This window comes from Streptomyces sp. NPDC050418, assembly GCF_044458745.1.
GTDB lineage: Bacteria > Actinomycetota > Actinomycetes > Streptomycetales > Streptomycetaceae > Streptomyces.
In genome coordinates this window covers 327,257-345,094 of record NZ_JBITIG010000009.1, presented here as the reverse complement: position 1 = coordinate 345,094, position 17,838 = coordinate 327,257, and the positions used below count along the sequence as shown (strand labels likewise).

19 protein-coding genes are annotated in these 17,838 nt (G+C 69.2%); 9 read left to right on the top strand and 10 right to left on the bottom strand.

All coding sequences use genetic code 11. The annotated features are described in order from the left end of the window. Positions 1–102: 102 nt before the first annotated feature. On the bottom strand, positions 103–1,311 hold the full coding sequence (locus ACIBI4_RS23830; protein WP_399206013.1) for an NADP-dependent malic enzyme: 1,209 nt from the start codon (positions 1,309–1,311) through the stop codon (positions 103–105). Between the two features lie 526 nt (positions 1,312–1,837). Between ACIBI4_RS23830 and ACIBI4_RS23825 the strand changes: the two genes are divergently transcribed. Genes ACIBI4_RS23825 through ACIBI4_RS23815 form a run of 3 tightly spaced genes read left to right on the top strand, consistent with a single transcriptional unit; the run spans position 1,838 to position 4,571 of the window. Continuing rightward, on the top strand, positions 1,838–2,806 hold the full coding sequence (locus tag ACIBI4_RS23825; protein ID WP_399206012.1) for an ABC transporter substrate-binding protein: 969 nt from the start codon (positions 1,838–1,840) through the stop codon (positions 2,804–2,806). Positions 2,807–2,844: 38 nt separating this feature from the next. Beyond that, positions 2,845–3,786: an amino acid ABC transporter permease gene (locus ACIBI4_RS23820; RefSeq protein ID WP_399206011.1), complete on the top strand. Its 942-nt coding sequence runs from the start codon at positions 2,845–2,847 to the stop codon at positions 3,784–3,786. Between the two features lie 32 nt (positions 3,787–3,818). Further along, complete coding sequence (locus ACIBI4_RS23815) at positions 3,819–4,571, top strand: amino acid ABC transporter ATP-binding protein (RefSeq protein WP_399206091.1); 753 nt, start codon at positions 3,819–3,821, stop codon at positions 4,569–4,571. Between the two features lie 125 nt (positions 4,572–4,696). Here the strand turns inward: ACIBI4_RS23815 and ACIBI4_RS23810 are convergent, their stop codons facing one another. Beyond that, the gene (locus ACIBI4_RS23810; RefSeq protein ID WP_399206010.1) at positions 4,697–5,470 is read right to left on the bottom strand and encodes a class I SAM-dependent methyltransferase; all 774 of its coding nucleotides are present in this window, start codon (positions 5,468–5,470) and stop codon (positions 4,697–4,699) included. 101 nt (positions 5,471–5,571) lie between these two features. On the opposite strand from ACIBI4_RS23810, the gene ACIBI4_RS23805 reads away from it, so the two are divergent. Then, positions 5,572–6,201, top strand: coding sequence for a CGNR zinc finger domain-containing protein (locus tag ACIBI4_RS23805; RefSeq protein ID WP_399206009.1), 630 nt, complete (start codon positions 5,572–5,574; stop codon positions 6,199–6,201). On the opposite strand, the gene sodX is transcribed toward ACIBI4_RS23805, so the two are convergent. Next, a complete protein-coding gene (sodX, locus tag ACIBI4_RS23800) occupies positions 6,105–6,530 on the bottom strand; it encodes a nickel-type superoxide dismutase maturation protease (protein WP_399206008.1) in 426 nt (141 codons plus the stop codon). The genes ACIBI4_RS23805 and sodX overlap by 97 nt on opposite strands. A gap of 174 nt (positions 6,531–6,704) precedes the next feature. Here sodX and sodN point away from each other — a divergent pair, with 174 nt between their 5' ends. Continuing rightward, complete coding sequence (gene sodN, locus ACIBI4_RS23795) at positions 6,705–7,100, top strand: superoxide dismutase, Ni (protein ID WP_187811750.1); 396 nt, start codon at positions 6,705–6,707, stop codon at positions 7,098–7,100. 101 nt (positions 7,101–7,201) lie between these two features. Here the strand turns inward: sodN and ACIBI4_RS23790 are convergent, their stop codons facing one another. The 4 genes from ACIBI4_RS23790 to ACIBI4_RS23775 form a co-directional block, all read right to left on the bottom strand. Continuing rightward, a complete protein-coding gene (locus tag ACIBI4_RS23790) occupies positions 7,202–7,855 on the bottom strand; it encodes a deoxynucleoside kinase (protein ID WP_399206007.1) in 654 nt (217 codons plus the stop codon). 274 nt (positions 7,856–8,129) lie between these two features. After that, positions 8,130–8,876 carry a hypothetical protein gene (locus tag ACIBI4_RS23785; RefSeq protein WP_399206005.1) on the bottom strand — a complete coding sequence of 249 codons (747 nt, stop codon included), beginning with the start codon at positions 8,874–8,876 and terminating at the stop codon, positions 8,130–8,132. 155 nt (positions 8,877–9,031) lie between these two features. Next, positions 9,032–9,889, bottom strand: a complete 858-nt coding sequence (locus ACIBI4_RS23780) for an ABC transporter permease (RefSeq protein WP_399206004.1) — start codon at positions 9,887–9,889, stop codon at positions 9,032–9,034. A gap of 46 nt (positions 9,890–9,935) precedes the next feature. After that, entirely contained in the window at positions 9,936–10,862 is a 927-nt protein-coding gene (locus tag ACIBI4_RS23775) for an ABC transporter ATP-binding protein (protein WP_399206003.1), read from the bottom strand. A gap of 133 nt (positions 10,863–10,995) precedes the next feature. On the opposite strand from ACIBI4_RS23775, the gene ACIBI4_RS23770 reads away from it, so the two are divergent. The 3 genes from ACIBI4_RS23770 to ACIBI4_RS23760 all read left to right on the top strand — a co-directional run bounded on the left by ACIBI4_RS23770 (position 10,996) and on the right by ACIBI4_RS23760 (position 14,001). Then, complete coding sequence (locus ACIBI4_RS23770) at positions 10,996–12,408, top strand: sensor histidine kinase (RefSeq protein WP_399206002.1); 1,413 nt, start codon at positions 10,996–10,998, stop codon at positions 12,406–12,408. Beyond that, a complete protein-coding gene (locus tag ACIBI4_RS23765) occupies positions 12,405–13,061 on the top strand; it encodes a response regulator (protein WP_399206001.1) in 657 nt (218 codons plus the stop codon). The genes ACIBI4_RS23770 and ACIBI4_RS23765 overlap by 4 nt, the downstream gene beginning before the upstream one ends. Before the next feature lie 109 nt (positions 13,062–13,170). Then, complete coding sequence (locus tag ACIBI4_RS23760) at positions 13,171–14,001, top strand: hypothetical protein (protein WP_399206000.1); 831 nt, start codon at positions 13,171–13,173, stop codon at positions 13,999–14,001. A 108-nt stretch (positions 14,002–14,109) separates the two neighbouring features. Here the strand turns inward: ACIBI4_RS23760 and ACIBI4_RS23755 are convergent, their stop codons facing one another. After that, the gene (locus ACIBI4_RS23755) at positions 14,110–15,273 is read right to left on the bottom strand and encodes a serine hydrolase domain-containing protein (protein ID WP_399205999.1); all 1,164 of its coding nucleotides are present in this window, start codon (positions 15,271–15,273) and stop codon (positions 14,110–14,112) included. 170 nt (positions 15,274–15,443) lie between these two features. On the opposite strand from ACIBI4_RS23755, the gene ACIBI4_RS23750 reads away from it, so the two are divergent. Beyond that, complete coding sequence (locus ACIBI4_RS23750) at positions 15,444–16,181, top strand: hypothetical protein (protein WP_399205998.1); 738 nt, start codon at positions 15,444–15,446, stop codon at positions 16,179–16,181. Here ACIBI4_RS23750 and ACIBI4_RS23745 read toward each other — a convergent pair. Then, positions 16,149–17,381, bottom strand: coding sequence for an RNA polymerase sigma factor (locus ACIBI4_RS23745; protein ID WP_399205997.1), 1,233 nt, complete (start codon positions 17,379–17,381; stop codon positions 16,149–16,151). The genes ACIBI4_RS23750 and ACIBI4_RS23745 overlap by 33 nt on opposite strands. Positions 17,382–17,396: 15 nt before the next feature. Continuing rightward, positions 17,397–17,810 (bottom strand): YciI family protein, encoded by a 414-nt coding sequence (locus tag ACIBI4_RS23740; protein WP_399205996.1) that lies wholly within the window; start codon positions 17,808–17,810, stop codon positions 17,397–17,399. Positions 17,811–17,838 lie beyond the last annotated feature (28 nt).

Sequence of the window (17,838 nt, the reverse complement as noted above, 5' to 3'; positions counted from 1 at the left end):
TGAACCAGGGGAAGCCTGTACCCCAACTTCCGCTCCAGGAAGGCGCAAAAGGGCCCCGCCTCCCGAAGGAGACGGGGCCCTGAGGCCTGAACTCGCCTGCCGCTAGCGGCGGGCGACACCCTCCGCACGCGCGGCGGCGGCGACCGCGGCGGTGACCGCCGGGGCGACGCGCTCGTCGAACGGCGAGGGGATCACGTACTCGGCGGACAGGTCGTCACCGACGACGGCGGCGAGCGCGTCGGCGGCGGCGATCTTCATGCCCTCGGTGATGCGCGAGGCACGCACCTGGAGCGCGCCGGCGAAGATGCCGGGGAACGCGAGCACGTTGTTGATCTGGTTCGGGAAGTCCGAACGGCCGGTGGCCACGACCGCCGCGTACTTGTGCGCGACGTCGGGGTGCACCTCGGGGTTCGGGTTGGCCATGGCGAACACGAACGAGTCCGGCGCCATGGAGGCGACGGCGGGCTCCGGGACCGTACCGCCGGAGACGCCGATGAAGACGTCGGCGCCGGCGAGGGCGGACTCCAGGGAGCCGGAGATGTTCGCCTTGTTGGTCAGCTCGGCGAGCTCGCGCTTGACCGGCGTCAGGTCGTCGCGGTCGCGGCTGACGATGCCCTTGCGGTCGGCGACGGAGACATCGCCGATGCCCGCCTCCAGCAGGAACTTGGCGATGGCCACACCGGCCGCGCCGGCACCCGAGATCACCGCGCGCAGGTCACCGAGCGTGCGGCCCGTGAGCTTCGCGGCGTTGCGCAGGGCGGCCAGCGTGACGACGGCCGTGCCGTGCTGGTCGTCGTGGAAGACCGGGATGTCCAGCTCGTCCTGGAGCCGCTTCTCGATCTCGAAGCAGCGCGGGGCCGAGATGTCCTCGAGGTTCACCCCACCGAAGGACGGGGCGAGCCGCTTGACGGTCTCGACGATCTCGTCCACCGAGGTGGTGGCGAGGGCCAGCGGGACCGCGTCCACGCCGCCGAACTGCTTGAACAGAATCGCCTTGCCCTCCATCACCGGAAGGGAGGCGGAAGGACCGATGTCACCGAGACCGAGCACGGCCGTACCGTCGGTGACGACGGCCACGACGTTGGAGGTCCACGTGTAGTCGTGGACGAGCTCCGGCTGCTCGGCGATGGCGCTGCACACCTTGGCGACGCCCGGTGTGTACGCGAGGGACAGGTCGTCCTTGTCACGGACCGGCACAGTGGCCTGAACAGCCATCTTGCCGCCGCGGTGCAGCGCGAAGGCCGGGTCGAAGGGCTCGTCGGCCCCGTGCGTCCCGGCGTCGCTGCGAGGATTGACGATCTCCGCTGCCACTTTGTCTGACCCCTTAAAGGTTCAATCGTTGAGGGTTGCCACTCCCTGTTCAGGAGTGGGCGGGCACCGCACAGACGCCTCGCCGTTGGGCGATGGGCCTCCCGGAGGGAGTTGTCTGCGCGCGGGCGCGCCGCACACGCGCCCTGGTCCCCGGATGAGGGGTGTAACGCTCTTTTGTACAGGATGAACCTGGCTCTCCACGAGAGAGATTCGCCTCAGCCTCGGGATCAAGCTACGTCAAATGTGCGAGACCGGGCGAAAAGTGCAACAACCCTGTCCAGATCGCGAGATCAGGCGCATTTTGGCTGGTTAGCGACGGTTCACCAAAGGGGTCGTCACCCCCGGAATCAAGGGGCTCAACGCCCCGCTCCGCACCCGTTATCCGATTTTGACATGGGTGGCACCCTGAATCGGCGAGTCCGAATGGCAAGATGCCGTAATCACACAAGGTCGCGACACCCGAAGCAGTGTGCGCGTGACCACTGACTGATCTCCCTCATCAGCACACATCTGCCGGAGGACCCCCATGACCGCAAGCACCACTCGTCGCATGACCGCCAAGTCCCGGATAGCCGCGGTCGGCGCCATCGCGGTCGCCGGCGCGCTGATCCTGACGGGCTGCGGTGACCAGACCGGCGGCGACGACAAGACCGGCGGCGGCTCCAAGGGCGACAAGAACAAGGCCGCGCTCTTCGACAAGCTGCCGAAGGAAATCCAGGACAAGGGCGTCATCAACGTCGGTTCGGACATTGCGTACGCGCCCGTCGAATACGTGGACGACGACGGCAAGACGGTCGGTATCGACCCCGACATCGCGGCCGCCCTGGGCGAGGAGCTCGGTGTCGAGTTCAAGTTCCAGAACGGCAAGTTCGCCGACCTCATCGGCGGTCTCGGCGGCGGTCGCTACGACGTCGCGATGTCGGCCATGACGGACACCAAGGACCGTCAGAACGGCATCGACGGCGACACCGGCAAGAAGGTCGGCAAGGGTGTCGACTTCGTGGACTACTTCGTCGCGGGTGTCTCCCTCTACACCAACAAGGGCGAGACCCAGGGCATCAAGACCTGGGACGACCTCTGCGGCAAGACGATCGCCGTGCAGCAGGCCACCTTCTCCCTGGACCTCGCGAAGGACCAGGCCAAGAAGTGCAAGGCCGACGGCAAGAAGGCCCTGAAGGTCGAGGACTTCCCGACCAACCCCGAGGCCGAGACCCGGATGCGCGGCGGCGGCGCCGACGTCGTGTCCGCCGACTTCCCGATCGCCGCGTACAGCGTGAAGAACTCGGGCGGCGGCAAGAACTTCGAGATCGTCGGCGACCAGGTCGAGGCCGGCCCGTACGGCATCGCGCTCGCCAAGGGCAACGACAAGCTGCGTGACGCGATCAAGGCCGCGCTCGAGAACGTGATCAAGAGCGGCAAGTACGACGAGATCATCTCGAAGTGGGGCGTTGCCGACGGCGCCGTCAAGGAAGTCACCGTCAACGGCGGCAAGTGACCGGTTCCCGGCTCACGCTGGCTTGAAAGGCAACACCCGTGACTGTTGACGTCAACAAGACGGACGACCCGGGCGGCGCCCGCGGCGGCGGACCGGAGGTCATCAAGGCCATCCCGGTCCGCCACCCGCTGCGGTACGTCTCCGCCCTGATCGCGCTGGGCACCCTCGTCGCGATCGTCTACGCATTCGCCCAGTCCGACAAGATCAACTGGGCAGCGATACCCGACTACTTCTTCAACGAGCGCATCCTCGACGGTGTCGTCGAGACGATGAAGCTGACGGTCCTCGCCATGCTCATCGGCGTGGTCCTCGGCATCGTGCTCGCCGTGATGCGGCTGTCGAAGAACCCGGTGACCAGCTCCATCGCCTGGTTCTACATCTGGTTCTTCCGCGGCACCCCGGTCCTGGTCCAGCTCTTCGTCTGGTTCAACCTGGGCCTGGTCTTCGAGTTCATCAACCTCGGTCCGTTCTACAAGGACCAGTGGTCGGACTTCATGACGCCGATGCTGACGGCGCTCCTGGGTCTCGGCCTCAACGAGGCCGCGTACATGGCGGAGATCTGCCGCGCCGGTCTGCTCTCGGTCGACGAGGGCCAGACCGAGGCCTCGCACGCGCTCGGCATGAGCCACTCCAAGACCCTGCGCCGCATCGTGATCCCGCAGTCGATGCGGGTCATCGTGCCGCCGACGGGCAACGAGGTCATCAACATGCTGAAGACCACGTCGCTGGTCTCGGCGGTGCAGTACCTCGACCTCTTCCGCGTCACCCAGCAGATCGGTGAGCGCTCGACGGCCACGGTGGAGATGTACTTCCTCGCCGCGGCCTGGTACCTGGTGATGACCTCGATCCTGTCGGTCGGCCAGTACTACGTGGAGCGCTACTACGCGAAGGGCTCCACGCGTTCGCTCCCGCCGACGCCGATGCAGCGCCTCAAGGCCGCCGTCATCCCGTCGCGCAACCTGTCGGGAGGTCTCCGATGAGCCCCGTCCACAAGTCCGGCGGCAAGACCGCCATGGTCAAGGCCGAGAACGTCCACAAGTCGTTCGGCCATGTCGAGGTCCTCAAGGGCATCGACCTCGAGGTGGCGCCCCAGGAGGTGTTCTGCCTCATCGGCCCGTCCGGCTCCGGCAAGTCCACCTTCCTGCGGTGCATCAACCACCTGGAGAAGATCAGCGGCGGCCGGCTCTCGGTCGACGGCGAACTGGTCGGCTACCGCGAGAAGAACGGCAAGCTCTACGAGCTCCGGGACAGCGAAGTCGCCCTGAAGCGCCGGGACATCGGCATGGTCTTCCAGCGCTTCAACCTGTTCCCGCACATGACGGCGCTCGAGAACGTCATGGAGGCGCCGGTCCAGGTCAAGCGCGAGTCGAAGGCGGTGGCGCGCGAGCGCGCCCAGCGTCTGCTCGACCGGGTGGGCCTGGCCGACAAGGCGGGCAACTACCCGTCGCAGCTCTCCGGCGGCCAGCAGCAGCGCGTCGCCATCGCCCGTGCGCTGGCGATGGAGCCGAAGCTGATGCTGTTCGACGAGCCCACCTCGGCGCTCGACCCCGAGCTGGTCGGTGACGTCCTCGACGTCATGCGCGGCCTCGCCGAGGACGGCATGACGATGATCGTCGTCACCCACGAGATGGGCTTCGCCCGTGAGGTCGGCGACTCGCTGGTCTTCATGGACGAGGGCGTGGTCGTGGAGGCGGGCAACCCGCGCGACGTCCTGACCAATCCGCAGCACGAGCGGACGCAGTCGTTCCTCTCGAAGGTGCTGTAGTTCTTGTCGAAGCGGCAGGGGCGGTACGGGATTTCCCTGTACCGCCCCTGCTCGTTGCCGGGCTTCGCCCGGCCGCATCCGAACTCCGTTCGTTCGGATCTGCTCAATCGCCGCAGGGGCTGAAATTACTTGAGCGCGAGGACCAGCGAGTCCGCCGGGGAGGCCCAGACCGTGCGGGCTTCCGCGAAGCCCATGTCGCACAGGGTGCGGGCGTGCCAGTCGGCGGAGGGCATGTCGCCGTCGGCGTGGTCGCCGTAGATCTCGAAGCGCTCGGCGGTCGGGGCTGCGAGGACCGGGTCGGCGGCGGCGAGCTGCCACCACTCCTTCCAGTCGAGGACGCCCTCCGCCTTCACCCGCGCGGCGCGCGCGTTGCGGTAGGCGCTCTCCGCCGCGTTGATCCGCGTGGTGGCCGGGTCGGGCATGTGGTCGGCGTTCATGAAGACGCCGCCCTCGCGCACCAGATCCGCGACCTGCCCGTACAGGACGGCCAGTTCGGGGCTGTGCAGCCAGTGCAGTGCCGTCGCGGTGAGCACGGCGTCGTAATTGTCGTACGGGAGCTTCGCGGCCCACTGCGGGTCCTTGAGGTCCGCCCGTACGAAGGTGACGCGGTCGTCGCCGGCGAAGGTGCCCTCGGCGATGGTGAGCAGCGCCGGGTCGAGGTCGACGCCGGTGCTGACGGCCTCGGGGAACCTCTTGAGGAGCCGGTCCGTAATACTCCCCGTACCGCACGCGAGATCCAGCACCCGCGCCTTCGGACCGACCAGGGCCTCCACCATGTCGAGCATGACCGAGAACCGCTCCTCGCGGTCCGGCAGATACCACTGCTGCTGCCGGTCCCAGCTGTCCTGCCAGGCCCGCCAGTCGGTGCCGAGGCCGCTGCCGCTCTTGGTGTCCGCCATGGTTCCCCTCCGTACGTAATACCCTGTAGGTAAGCCCCTGCTATGGGCTCCACCCATTACTTCGATACGACGACGATAGACCGCCTCCGTAAGGACTACAAGTGGAACTGGCCTATTACTCGGACTACGCTGTGCGTCTCGTGAACAGCGAGGAGCCGCTCCGCGAAAAGGACGTGCTGACAAGCGTCGAGGCGGTCCGCGCGCTGTTCGGCGCGAATCAGTCGGCGGCCCGGCGCGCGACGGACGCGGACGTCACCCGCTTCCGGTCCGTACGGGCCCGGCTGCGCGCCGTCTTCGAGGCGGCCGACGGCGGCGACGAGACGCTCGCGGTCGACCTGCTCAACTCCCTGCTGCTCGAGTTCCCGGTGAGCCCGCAGATCTCCGGGCACGACCACCGCGACGACGACGGCCATCCGCTGTGGCACATGCACCTCGCGGACCACCCGTCGAACGCGACAGCGGGCTACGCGGCCATCGCCTCGATGGGCCTGGCCTTCCACCTCACCGAGCACGGCGTGGACCGCCTGGGCCTGTGCGAGGCGACGCCGTGCCGCAATGCGTACCTGGACACGTCCACGAACCGCTCGCGCCGCTACTGCTCCGACCGCTGCGCGACCCGCGCCAATGTCGCGGCCTACCGGGCCCGCAAGCGCGAGGAGGCCGCCGAGCGCATCGAGCGGGACGCGAAAACGGGCCGCACGGCGGAGAACAGCCAGAACGGCAGCCGCTGACCCTTCGCGCGCGGCCGGTAGCGGCCCAGCACCTTCGCGAGCACCAGCTCCTCGGGGACGGTCCCGTAGTCCGTACTGTCCCCGCCCGCAAAGGAGTTGTCCCCGAGCACCCACCAGCCGCCGTCACGGCGCTCGACCGCGCGCTTGACGACGAGCAGATCCTGCTGGAAGGGGTGGCGCAGGACCACCACGTCACCGGGACGGACGCGCGTCCCGTAGCGGATCAGCAATTGGTCGCCGTGGTGCAGCGTCGGCACCATGGACGGCCCGTGCACCTCGGCGATCCCGAACGGCACTCTGCCCTCGCCGCCTTGCCCCGACTCCCGCATCAGGCACCTCCCGCCATCCGTGTCGCCACCCCTTCCCAGTGTGCAGTGGGATCGTCCACGGGTCCCAGGCCCACCCTGGACTTTTGACCTAAGCCACCGGGGGCACCCGCGAAAGTCCCTCCTCCAGGGAGTAATGTCCCACCTGAGAAGACGATCACGAGGAAGGACAGCCACATGCTCTCCCGCCTGTTTGCGCCCAAGGTGAAGGTCAGCGCCCACTGCGACCTGCCCTGCGGTGTGTACGACCCCGCCCAGGCCCGTATCGAGGCGGAGTCGGTCAAGGCCGTCCAGGAGAAGATGGCGGCGAACGACGACGCCCACTTCCAGGCTCGCGCCGTTGTCATCAAGGAGCAGCGCGCCGAGCTCGCCAAGCACCACGTCTCGGTGCTGTGGAGCGACTACTTCAAGCCCCCGCACTTCGAGAAGTACCCGGAGCTGCACCAGCTGGTGAACGACACCCTCAAGGCCCTCTCGGCCGCGAAAGCGTCGACCGACCCGGCGACCGGCCAGAAGGCGCTGGACTACATCGCCCAGATCGACAAGATCTTCTGGGAGACGAAGAAGGCCTGATCCAAGGCCTGTTCGCTCCGGGGCTGCGGTTGGTGCACCATCGCAGGCCAACGAGCGGAACACAGGGGCTCGGCCGGTGATCCGGCCGGGCCCCTCTTCGTTCAGCGCGTGAGTGCCAGAGCCTCGCGGACCTCGCGGGCCACCCGTGACGCGTCCTCGGGGTTGTGGACGACGTCCGTGTTGTTCATGTCGATGACCAGGACCTCGCTGGCCGAGTAGTGCTTGTGCACCCAGTCGTCGTAGCCGGACCAGAGCGTCTTGTAGTACGCGACGAGGCTCTCGTCCTGCTCGAAATCGCGCCCTCGCAGGCCTATGCGGTGCAGCACGGTCTCGAAGTCCGCCTTGAGGTAGACCATGAGATCCGGCGCCTTGCGGTACGGCAGCCCGTCGATCTCGCGCATCATCTCGTCGAGCAGACCTTCGTAGACCTGCATCTCCAGGGAACTGATCCGGCCCAGGTCGTGGTTGACCTTGGCGAAGTACCAGTCCTCGTAGATGGACCGGTCCAGGACGTTGTCCCCCTTCTTGTACGCCTCCTTGATCGAGGCGAACCGGGTCTGCAGGAAGTACAGCTGCAGCAGGAAGGGGTAGCGCTTCGCCTGGATCTCCTCGGGGCTCGCCGTGTAGAAGAGCGGCAGGATCGGGTTGTCGTCCACGCTCTCGTAGAAGACATCGCTGCCCAGATCCTTGGCGATCAGCTCGGCGACGCTCGTCTTACCGATGCCGATCATGCCTCCGACGCAGATCACTGGCATTCCTCACTTCCCCCTGGGGGTCTTTTACCGCGCTTACGGACGGTCCCCGCGTATCCGGGTTCCTGGAGTCCGGGCAGGCGGAAACGGTCGTCACCCCCCGAGCCGCCCTGAATCCTAAAGGACGGGAGCGGCGAGGGAGCCCGGCCGATATCTCGGCCGGGCTCCCTCGCCGTCGTACCGGGCTCCCGCTTCGTCGTCGTACCGGGCTCGCTCTTCGTCGGACCGGGCTCCTCGTCGGCGTACCGGGCTCCCTCGTTGTCGTACGCGCGCCGGATCAGAGCGTCGCGACCTCGTCCGCCGGCGGCGGCGTGACGGTCACCAGCTCGTCGAAGTCGCTGAGCTCGGCGGACATCTTCCCGTCCGCCGACTCCGACTTCACCGGATAAGGCTTGCCCTCGGTGGCCACGTACAGCGTGTGCTCCTGCCCCCTGACCGTGCCCTTGACTGCGATCACCTTGGTGTCGTCGACCTCGCTCTGATCACCCTTGACCGGGTCGGTGATCTGCGTACCCGCCAGGGACTGCAGCGTGCCCAGGTTGCACAGCACCTTCAGGCTCGCGAGCTCCGGCGAACTGTTCAGGTTGCGCTTGATGTACTTCCCCTTGAGATCGTCCGGTACTGCCGACGCGCTGGAGCCCGCGTCGGATGCCAGGCTCTCCAGCAGCTTGTCGTCCGGCTTGATCCACGCCGTACGGTCCGCGAGGACCAGGAACTCGAAGCCGCCACCGTCGTCCGGCAGCTTCATGTCCCCCGTGCAGTTGCCCTGCCGGTCCACCGACAGCTCGGTCTCCCTGGCTCCCGTGGTGGCGGCCTCGTCGTCGATCTCGATGTGCACGGACTCAGCGGTCTTGAACGCTGCTACCGACCTGCGCAGGATCTGTTCCGCGTCCAGCTCCGCGACGCCGTTGTCATCCGCCGCGGCCGCCGGCCCCGCGAAGCCTCCCGCGAACAGGGTCGCCGCGGTGACGGTGACGGTGGCGACGGTGACGCCCAAGGTCCTGGCCGTTCGTGGGCTGCGCATGAGAAGCCTCCCGCTACCCGATAGGTCTGATCTATAACGATTCGACCGTATCCATCACCCATTCGGCCCGCATCCGGAGACTTCCGGGTTCTACGCCGCCGGCGGCGCGGAACCGGCGCCTGCAGGACGCGGGCGCCGGGCTTCGGCTTCGCGCCCTACTGATCCCGCCGCCGTACGCAAACCACTGCCAGCCCGGCCGCCACGACAACCCACACCGCATACACCGTCCACGCGCCCGTCTCCGTCCAGCCGAACTGCGGCGGTATCGAGGGAGGTTCGGCGAGGCGGAGCCAGGCCTGGTACGGCTGAGCGTGGCCCAGGAGCGCGGACCAGTAGCGGCCGTCGGTGAGGGCGATCGGGAGGAAGACCAGGACCGTCACCGACGCGATCATCGTCGTCGCGGTCTGTCGTATGAGGGCGCCGAGCGCGAAGCCGGTCAGGGCACACACCGGGGCCAGGAGGGCCGAGGCGAGCAGGACGCGCAGGGCCCCGGGGTGGTCTATGCCTACGCCGGCATCGCGTGCACCGAGGATCGCCTGTGTGCCGAAGAAGGAGGCGGCAGCCAGGAGCAGGCCGTAGACGGTGGTGATGGCGGCGAGCACCGCCGCCTTCGCCGCCATCACAGCGCTGCGCGCCGGGACGGCCGCGAACGTGGTGCGGATGGTGCCGGTGCTGTGTTCGCTGACGATCGTGAACGCACCGATCGCACCGAGCGCGAGCATCATGATCAGCGCAGCGTTGGTATTGAAGGCGTGCTGGAGCGGGATGCCGTCCGCTATGAACTGGGCGCGGTCGGCGGCCGTTCGCGCCGTCCAGTAGTTGTACGTGTCGTAGGCCTGGCCGAGGTTGAAGGCGAGGACGGCCAGCGCGGTCGTGCCATACGCGATGAACGTCGATCGCAGGGAACGGATCTTGATCCACTCCGCGGCGGCCAAGTCCCGGAAGCGGGCACTTGGTTCGGCGGGCTTTGCCATGTCCGCACGGGTGGCATGGGTGAGGGAGGCGAGTGTCATGGGGTCTCCTTGCAAGGCTGATGAAACGGGCGCTGTGGGGTGGGCGTCACCCGGCAGCTCGGGCTGACGCACCCTCCCGGCCCGCGTACTCCACGCTGTCGGCGGTCAGCTCCATGAACGCCCGCTCCAGCGAGGCGTTCTCCGTCGACAGGTGGTGCAGCAGGATCCGGTGGTCGAGGGCGATGCGGGCTATCTCGGGGGCGGTCGCACCCGTGATCTCCAACCTCTCCCCGTACGCAGTGACGGTGGCCCCGGCCGCCGACAGGAGGTCGATGAGCGCATCGCCCTGGGGTGTGCGGACCGTGACATGGCCGCGGGTCGCGCGCGCGGAGAAGTCGGCCACGGACTCGGCCGCTATGAGCTCGCCCCGTCCGATGACGATCAAGTCATCGGCGGTGTGCTCCATTTCCGACATGAGGTGGCTGGAGACGAAGACCGTGCGGCCATCGTCGGCCAGCCGTCGGAACAGGTCGCGCACCCACTTCACGCCCTCAGGGTCAAGCCCGTTCAGCGGCTCGTCGAAGAGAAGGACCGGCGGGTCGCCCAGGAGTGCGGAAGCGATGCCCAGGCGCTGCTTCATTCCGAGCGAGTAGCCGCCGATGCGCTTGCCGGCGACCTCGCTCAGGCCGACCTCGGCCAGGACCTCGTCCACGCGTGTGCGCGCGATCCTGTTGCTGCGGGCCAGTGCGAGGAGTTGGGCGCGGCCGCTGCGCCCGCCATGGACATCGTGTGCGTCGAGCAGCGAGCCGACGTGGCGGAGCCCGCGCGGCCGGTCCGCGAACGGGCGGCCGTCGACCGTCACCGTGCCCGAGGTCGGCGCGTGCAGGCCGAGGATCATGCGCAGGGTCGTCGACTTGCCGGCGCCGTTCGGACCGAGGAAGCCCGTGACGCGGCCGGGCCGCACCGTGAACGTCAGGTCGTGGACGGCCGCGGTGCGGCCGTATTGCTTCGTCAGCTGCGTGGCTTCGATCATGCGAATACGGTCCCGCGAGCGGCGGTGCCGCGTCGTCCGGCGACGGCTGACAATCGGCGGCCTCGATTGTCACCCCAGGTTGTACAGCCGCGGGCCGATGACCGCGACGGGCCCTCGTCGCTACGATCGCGGCATGCCCACGACCTCGGCCGATTCGGCCTCCGCAGCGCCTGGCACGCCCGCCGTGCCCGGCGGCCCGGGCGCGCCCGCGGCTCCGTTCCTACGGCGGATCCCCGCGGAGACGTGGGCCGTTGTGCTGTGGTTCGGGACGCTGGTGTTCAGTCTTCTCGACAGGTTCTATCGGCTGCCGGGCGAAGCCACGATGGACAACCAGCCCCTGCCGTCGTTCGAGCCCGGTCTGCTCGGCTGGGTGATCATCGTCGGGATGTGCTGTGGTGTGATCCTCGGTGGCCGGCTGCTGCACCGTCGCCCGCTCGCGGGCTATGCGGTGTTCCTACTCGGCCCGGCGGGAGCGGCCGGAGTGCTCGGCACCTCCGAGTTCCCCTTTGTCGCGTTCCTCGGCCCGGCGCTCGCCCTGTATTACGTCGCGCGCACGCGCGGGCGACGTACAGGTGTCATCGCGGCGTCCTACGCGCTGGCCGTCATCCTGTGCCCGGTGGCCGTCCGCATAGCCGTGCGCGGAAACATCGATACGGCCCAGCTGCTCGCGGTCGTGCTGCTGGTCCTCGTCGCCCTGGTGGTCGGCGACTCCACGCACCAGGCCCAGGTTCACGCACAGGCGCTGCGCACCCAGGCCGACCGTCAGGCGATCACGGCCGAACGGCTGCGGATCGCCCGCGAGATGCACGACACCGTCGCACACAGCATCGGCATCATCGCGCTCCAGGCGGGCGCGGCCGCCCGGGTCGTGCACAGCAGGCCGGATCTCGCGGGCGAGGCGATGCGCACCGTGGAGGAGGCGGGCCGCGAGACGCTCTCGGGGCTGCGGCGGATGCTCGGCGCGCTGCGCGAGAGCGAAGGCGAAAGCGAGGGCAGAGGTGAGCGAACCCGTGAGCTCACGGGTTCGTCCGGGCAGACTGTGCCTCCTCCGATGCAGGGTCTGGCCGACCTGGACCGACTGGCCGAGTCCACCACGGCGGCGGGCGTCCGCGTCGCCCTCACCTGGCAGGGCACCCGCCGCGCCCTGCCGCCGGACATCGATCTGTCCGCGTATCGCATCGTCCAGGAGGCGGTCACCAACGTCCTGCGGCATGCGAGAACGGAGGCTTGCGAGGTGCGGGTGACGTACGAGGAGCAGGCAGTCGCCTTGGAGATAACCGACCACGGCGCGGGGTCCGGCCAGGCGAAGAATCTCGGCGGCGGCTTCGGGCTGACCGGGATACGGGAACGGGTGGCGCTCCTGAAGGGCGAGTTCGCGGCAGGTCCACGCCCACGTGGCGGGTTCCGCGTGATGGCCCGGCTTCCGCTGCCCGCGAGTGAGGAGGTGCGATCGCATCGGAAGGACACTGGTGCGGCGCCCGAGGGTGAGACGGTCCCGTCACCCGAGGACAGGATCAGCGCGGTGCCCACGGGTGAGGTCCGGTGATCCGCGTGGCGCTGGTCGACGACCAGCCCTTGGTGCGGACCGCCCTGCAGATGGTGATCGGGGAGGCCGCCGACCTGGAGCTGGTCGGTGAGGCCGGCAATGGGAAGGAGGCGGTGAAGCTCGCGGAGGAGACTGCTCCGGATGTGATCGTGATGGACATCCGGATGCCGGAGATGGACGGGATCGAGGCCACCCGGCAGATCGTCGCCGGGCCGTCCGCGGCCCAGATCATCGTGCTGACCACGTTCGATGACGACGAGTACGTCTACGGTGCGCTGCGGGCCGGCGCGGCCGGGTTCCTCGTCAAGGACATGGCGCTGGAGCAGATCCTTGACGCAGTGCGTGTGGTGTCGTCCGGCGACGGGCTGCTCGCTCCGGCGGTCACGCGTCGGCTGATCAAGGACTTCGCATCCAGTCGGGATCAACAACCTGGGCCAGTAAGGGAGCTGAGCGGGATCACGGACCGGGAGCGCGAGGTGCTGACACTCATCGGCTCCGGTCTGACCAACACGGAGATCGCCGAGCGGCTGCACATCAGCGTTGCCACATCGAAGACGTATGTGACCCGGATCCTCGCGAAGCTGGGGGCACGGGACCGCGTCCAGCTGGTGATCATGGCGTACGAGGCGGGGCTCGTGACCATCGGCGGGTGAGGCCCCGGATAACTTGAACACGCAACAACCAGCCGCGCCCACGCTCCCCCGAGCCCAGCCCACCGCACCCGCACCCGCACCCGCACCCGCACCACGAAAGGTCCCGCACATGCCGTCCCCCAAGCCCCGGATCCTGTACGTCAGCGACCTCTCCTACCCTGCGCGCGGGCGGCGGTACGGGGATGAGGATGTCGCGTTGACCGCGCGGCTGCGGGAGCACTTCAGCCTGGCCGTGTGCCACCCGCTCGACGCCACCGCGTTGATGGAGGGCCACGACGCGGTGATAGTCCGCAACAGCGGGCCGGTGCTCAACTACCAGGAGGAATACCAGGCGTTCGGGCATGCCGCCCTGATGAGCGGCATCCACGTCTACAACACGCTCAACGGCAGCGGTGACATGGCCGGCAAGGAGTACCTCATCGACCTCACCGAGGAGGGCCTGCCCGTCATCCCCACGGTCGACAATCCGCAGGGCATACGGGCGCTCCCGTCCGTGGACGCGTATGTGGTCAAGCCGAAGCTGGGCGCCGATTCGCTCGGGCTGCGCACGGTCACGCCGGCCGAGCTCGACTCGCTCCCGTACGAGGACGGGATCCTGGTGCAACCGATGATCCCGTTCCTGTACGAGGTGTCGTTCTACTTCGTCGACGACGCCTTCCAGTACGCGCTGTACGCGCCCGACCCCGAGCGCCGCTGGGAGCTCGTGCCGTACGAGCCCACCGCCGACGACCTGGAGTTCGCGCGCCGCTTCATCGCGTGGAACGACCTGGCGTACGGGATCCAACGTGTGGACGCCTGCCGCGCCCCCGACGGCGAGCTGCTCCTCGTGGAGCTGGAGGACCTGAACCCGTATCTCTCACTGGACCGGGTGGACGCGGGGACGCGGACGCGCTTCGTGGACGCGATGGTCACGTCCGTGCAGGCGCTGCTCCGTTCCTGACGGAAGCGGGAGGCGGGAGGGCGCCGGAAGCGGGCACGGGAGCCAGACACCCACCCGCCCAACGCACCCCTGCCGAACCACCTCGCCCCCACCCCCGCACCCGCCACCTCACCCAGCAGCCACAGCCTCAGCCGCCCCCACCACAACCTCCCCCAACCGCAAGTTCTCCGGGGCCGCGCCGCCCGGGAAGGCCCACAGGCGGCGGGTGTACGCGTAGGTGAGGCCGGTCGACGGGTCCGCCCAGACCTCGGCGCCCGCCGCACCGCAGTGCCCGAAGGCGTCGGCGCCGAGATACGGGTAGCGGACCTGCTGTGCCTCGAAGCCGACCAGGAAGTGCCCCACCTCGCCGGTGACGACGTCGGCGCCCACGGTCGAGGTGCCCGGGCCCGTGAACAGCGCCACGGTCTCGGGCATCAGGAACGCGTCCGCACCGTCGAGCCCGGTCAGCGCAGCCGCGTACAGCCCGGCGATCCCGCGCGCGCTGCCCACCCCGCCGGCGGACGCGGGGCCCTTGGCGCGGACGGCCGGGGAGTTCCCGTAGACGCTGAGTTCGGGGATGCCGTCGATGTCGAACGAGACGCGCATCGCCTGCGAGGGCACCGACTCCGCCAGGAGTGCGGCCTGTTCCGGTGTCGGCCGCATCGGCAGCATGTCGCGTGTGCGGGCCGCTTCCTTCTCCGGAAGCCCCATGAAGAAGTCGAGGTGGTGCGGGGCGCGCAGCCGCTCCTCGTAGATCTCCTGCAGCGAGCGGCCGGTCGCGCGTCGCACCACTTCGCCGACCAGCGCGCCGATCACCAGTGCGTGGTAGCCGTACGCCGTACCGGGCTGCCACAGCGGCACCTGGGCCGCGAGGCGCGCGGCGATCTCCTGCTCGTCGGCCAGTTCCTCGGGGCTCGCCCCGCCCGGGATCCCGACCACGCCGGCGCGGTGTTGGAGCAGTCCGCGCAGGGTGAGCGCGCCCTTGCCCTGGTCAGCGAATTCCGGCCAGTAGTAGGCGACTTCGCGGTCCAGATCGAGGACGCCGTCCTGGACCAGCAGCGCGACGACCAGATAGGCGGCGCCCTTGGTCACGGAGTACAGGGGTGCGAGCTCGTCCCCGGTCTCACCCACGCCGGTCGCCGCCCAGAGGTCCACCACGCGTCGGCCGTCGCGGTAGACGACGAGCTGCGCGCCCGTGTCCGCGGGCTCGCGCGCGACGACCGCCGCGAACTCCTCCCGTACGGCCTCGAATCCCGCCGCGACCTCGCCCACGACCTGTGCCGCGTCCGTCATGATTCCCCCTTGCCGACCGTTCCCGGCGTTGCATCCCGCGTTCGAACGTCACGTTCCGCGCCACGTTCTCACGGGGTCAACTGCGCCTATACACAAGGCATTCCCACCCTCACAGCCCAGCCGCCGCGAACCCACCCGTAACCGGAACCCTCTCCCTACACTTCTGCACCATGCCCCACCCGATACCCCGCCCGTCCCCCGACGCCGGCGCCGACGCCATATCGATCCGGACCACCAACCGCGCGAGCCTCGCCGTGCCGCTCGCGCTCGGGGTGATCGCCGTGGGGGTGCTCGGTGTCGTCGGCGCGGTGAGCGTGATCGTCGGTGAGCGGCGCAGACCGCCGCCGGCCGCGGGCTATGTGGGCGTCGTCCTGATGCTGGGCTTCGTCGCGCTCGGCGTCCTCGCGCTGTTCGCCACGTACCGGTCCCGCAATGCCCGCGCCCTGTTCGACGGCACCGGCTTCTGGTGGGACAACGGGACGGCACGCGCTCTGATCCCCTGGGACGTGCTGTCCGGGGTCGCCGTGCACTGGAGCCGTCTGGGGCGGGGTACGAAGCTGTACTCGCTGGAGCTCTATCCGGCTCCGCAGGTCACGGTCGACCGTGACGATCCGGTGCTGTGGCCGCTCGTCCGCGATGCGGATCCGGCGGGTCCGGAACTGCCGCGGGTGCACTACCAGTTGCCGTTCCGTGCTGGGGCGCGCGATCCGCTGATGGCGGCGCTGCGGCAGTACGCGCCCGCGCTGTGGCTGGGTGAGCTGCGGCGCCCGCCGGGGCACATCGGCCGCCCCGACCGTCGCGGCCACCGGGCACGCCTGCGGGCCCACGCGGAGGACAGGGAGGGCAACGGTCCCCACTCCGGCAACGGTCCCGGTTCAGGAGGGCAGCCGGGCCGCCCGCGCCCGTAGGTACCGCCGTTCCGGACGGCTGAGCGTCCCCTCGGCCGCAGCGCCGTACGCCGCCCGCGCCCCGGCCGCGTCACCGGACTTCTCCAGAAGGTGGGCCCGTACCGCATGAAAGCGGTAGTGCGCGCCCAGCACCTCCTCCAGGCCGGCCAGTTCGCCGAGCCCGGCGCTCGGACCGCGCACCATCGCGACCGCCACCACCCGCCCGAGCTGCGCCATCGGCTCGGGTGCCTGGCGGACGAGCAGGTCGTACAGGGCCAGGATCTGCGGCCAGTCCGTGTCCTCGGCGCGCGCGGCCTCGTCGTGCAAAGCGCCGATGGCGGCCTGCAGTTGGTACGGTCCCGCCGGCCCCTGCGCGAGCGCCTCCTCTACGAGCTTGAGGCCCTCGTCGATCGCGGGACGGTCCCATCGCGTGCGGTCCTGTTCGTCGAGCGGGATCAGCTCGCCGTGCGGGCCGCTGCGGGCGGGCGTCCGCGCGTCGGTGAGCAGCATCAGCGCGAGCAGCCCGGTGACGGCGCCCTCGACGGGCAGCAGCCTGCGCACCGCACGTGTGAGCCGGATCGCCTCGCGTGCGAGGTCGGAGCGGTGCAGCTCTGCCCCTGAGGTCGCCGTATAGCCCTCGTTGAAGATGAGATAGAGGATCTGCAGGACGGCCGCGAGCCGCTGGTCACGGTCGTCGGGCCCGGGCTGGCGGAAGGGCACACCCCGTATCGCCTTCTTCGCGCGGCTGATGCGCTGCGCCATCGTCGCCTCCGGCAGCAGATGGGCGCGGGCGATCTCGGCGGTGGTCAGCCCGCCGACCGCGCGCAGCGTCAGCGCGATCTGTGCGGCGGGCGTCAACTGCGGGTGGCAGCACAGGAAGAGCAGCGTGAGCGTGTCGTCCTCGGAGGGAGCGCGCGACTCCCCCGGCGCGGGCGCCGCCCACGTGTCGACGGGCGCGAGGCGCGCGGCCTCCTCCTCGCGCCGGGCGCGCGCCTGCTCGCTGCGCAACCGGTCGGTGAGCCGGCGCGATGCGACGCGGATCAGCCAGCCGCGCGGATTGTTGGGCACACCCTCGTCCGGCCACTGCTCGGCGGCGGCCAGCAGCGCTTCCTGTACGGCGTCCTCGGCGAGGTCGAAGTGCCCGTACCGGCGCACCAGCGCACCGAGGACCTGCGGCGCGTGCTTGCGCAGCAGGTCCTCGGTGCGGTGTTCGTGTCTCACCCGTCCAACTCTGGCTCAGACGTCGCCCCCGCCGGAGTCGATCGGCCGGATGATCACTGGATAGAAGGGCGCGCCCTCGGGCTGCGGACACTCGGTGATCTTCTCGGCGATCTCGGTGACGCGCTCGACCGACTCGCAGTCGAGCACCCAGTAGCCGGCGAGCAGTTCCTTGGTCTCGCTGTACGGGCCGTCGGTGACGACCACCCGGCCGTCGGCGCCGCGGAAGACCGAGCGCTGCTGCGCGGGCGAGGTGAGGCCCTGGCCGTCGACCATCTCGCCCGACTCGGCGAGGTCGTTGTTGAGGTCGGTCATGAACGCGTACATGGCCTGCAGGTCCTTCTCGCTCCAGGCCGGGCTGTGCTCGTTCGCCTGCCCGCTCATCGCGTCGTAGTCGGCCTTCGAGCCCTGCACCATCACGAGGTACTTCATGAGTCCACTCCTTGTTCGTGCCGCCAGG

What these genes read in the sequence shown, in the direction of transcription:
- ACIBI4_RS23825 (WP_399206012.1), top strand. Translation starts at nt 1,838, where the DNA reads ATGACCGCAAGCACCACTCGTCGCATGACCGCCAAGTCCCGGATAGCC.
- ACIBI4_RS23815 (WP_399206091.1), top strand. Translation starts at nt 3,819, where the DNA reads ATGGTCAAGGCCGAGAACGTCCACAAGTCGTTCGGCCATGTCGAGGTC.
- ACIBI4_RS23810 (WP_399206010.1), bottom strand. Translation starts at nt 5,470, where the DNA reads ATGGCGGACACCAAGAGCGGCAGCGGCCTCGGCACCGACTGGCGGGCC.
- sodX (WP_399206008.1), bottom strand. Translation starts at nt 6,530, where the DNA reads ATGCGGGAGTCGGGGCAAGGCGGCGAGGGCAGAGTGCCGTTCGGGATC.
- sodN (WP_187811750.1), top strand. Translation starts at nt 6,705, where the DNA reads ATGCTCTCCCGCCTGTTTGCGCCCAAGGTGAAGGTCAGCGCCCACTGC.
- ACIBI4_RS23790 (WP_399206007.1), bottom strand. Translation starts at nt 7,855, where the DNA reads ATGCCAGTGATCTGCGTCGGAGGCATGATCGGCATCGGTAAGACGAGC.
- ACIBI4_RS23785 (WP_399206005.1), bottom strand. Translation starts at nt 8,876, where the DNA reads ATGCGCAGCCCACGAACGGCCAGGACCTTGGGCGTCACCGTCGCCACC.
- ACIBI4_RS23780 (WP_399206004.1), bottom strand. Translation starts at nt 9,889, where the DNA reads ATGACACTCGCCTCCCTCACCCATGCCACCCGTGCGGACATGGCAAAG.
- ACIBI4_RS23775 (WP_399206003.1), bottom strand. Translation starts at nt 10,862, where the DNA reads ATGATCGAAGCCACGCAGCTGACGAAGCAATACGGCCGCACCGCGGCC.
- ACIBI4_RS23770 (WP_399206002.1), top strand. Translation starts at nt 10,996, where the DNA reads ATGCCCACGACCTCGGCCGATTCGGCCTCCGCAGCGCCTGGCACGCCC.
- ACIBI4_RS23760 (WP_399206000.1), top strand. Translation starts at nt 13,171, where the DNA reads ATGCCGTCCCCCAAGCCCCGGATCCTGTACGTCAGCGACCTCTCCTAC.
- ACIBI4_RS23755 (WP_399205999.1), bottom strand. Translation starts at nt 15,273, where the DNA reads ATGACGGACGCGGCACAGGTCGTGGGCGAGGTCGCGGCGGGATTCGAG.
- ACIBI4_RS23750 (WP_399205998.1), top strand. Translation starts at nt 15,444, where the DNA reads ATGCCCCACCCGATACCCCGCCCGTCCCCCGACGCCGGCGCCGACGCC.
- ACIBI4_RS23740 (WP_399205996.1), bottom strand. Translation starts at nt 17,810, where the DNA reads ATGAAGTACCTCGTGATGGTGCAGGGCTCGAAGGCCGACTACGACGCG.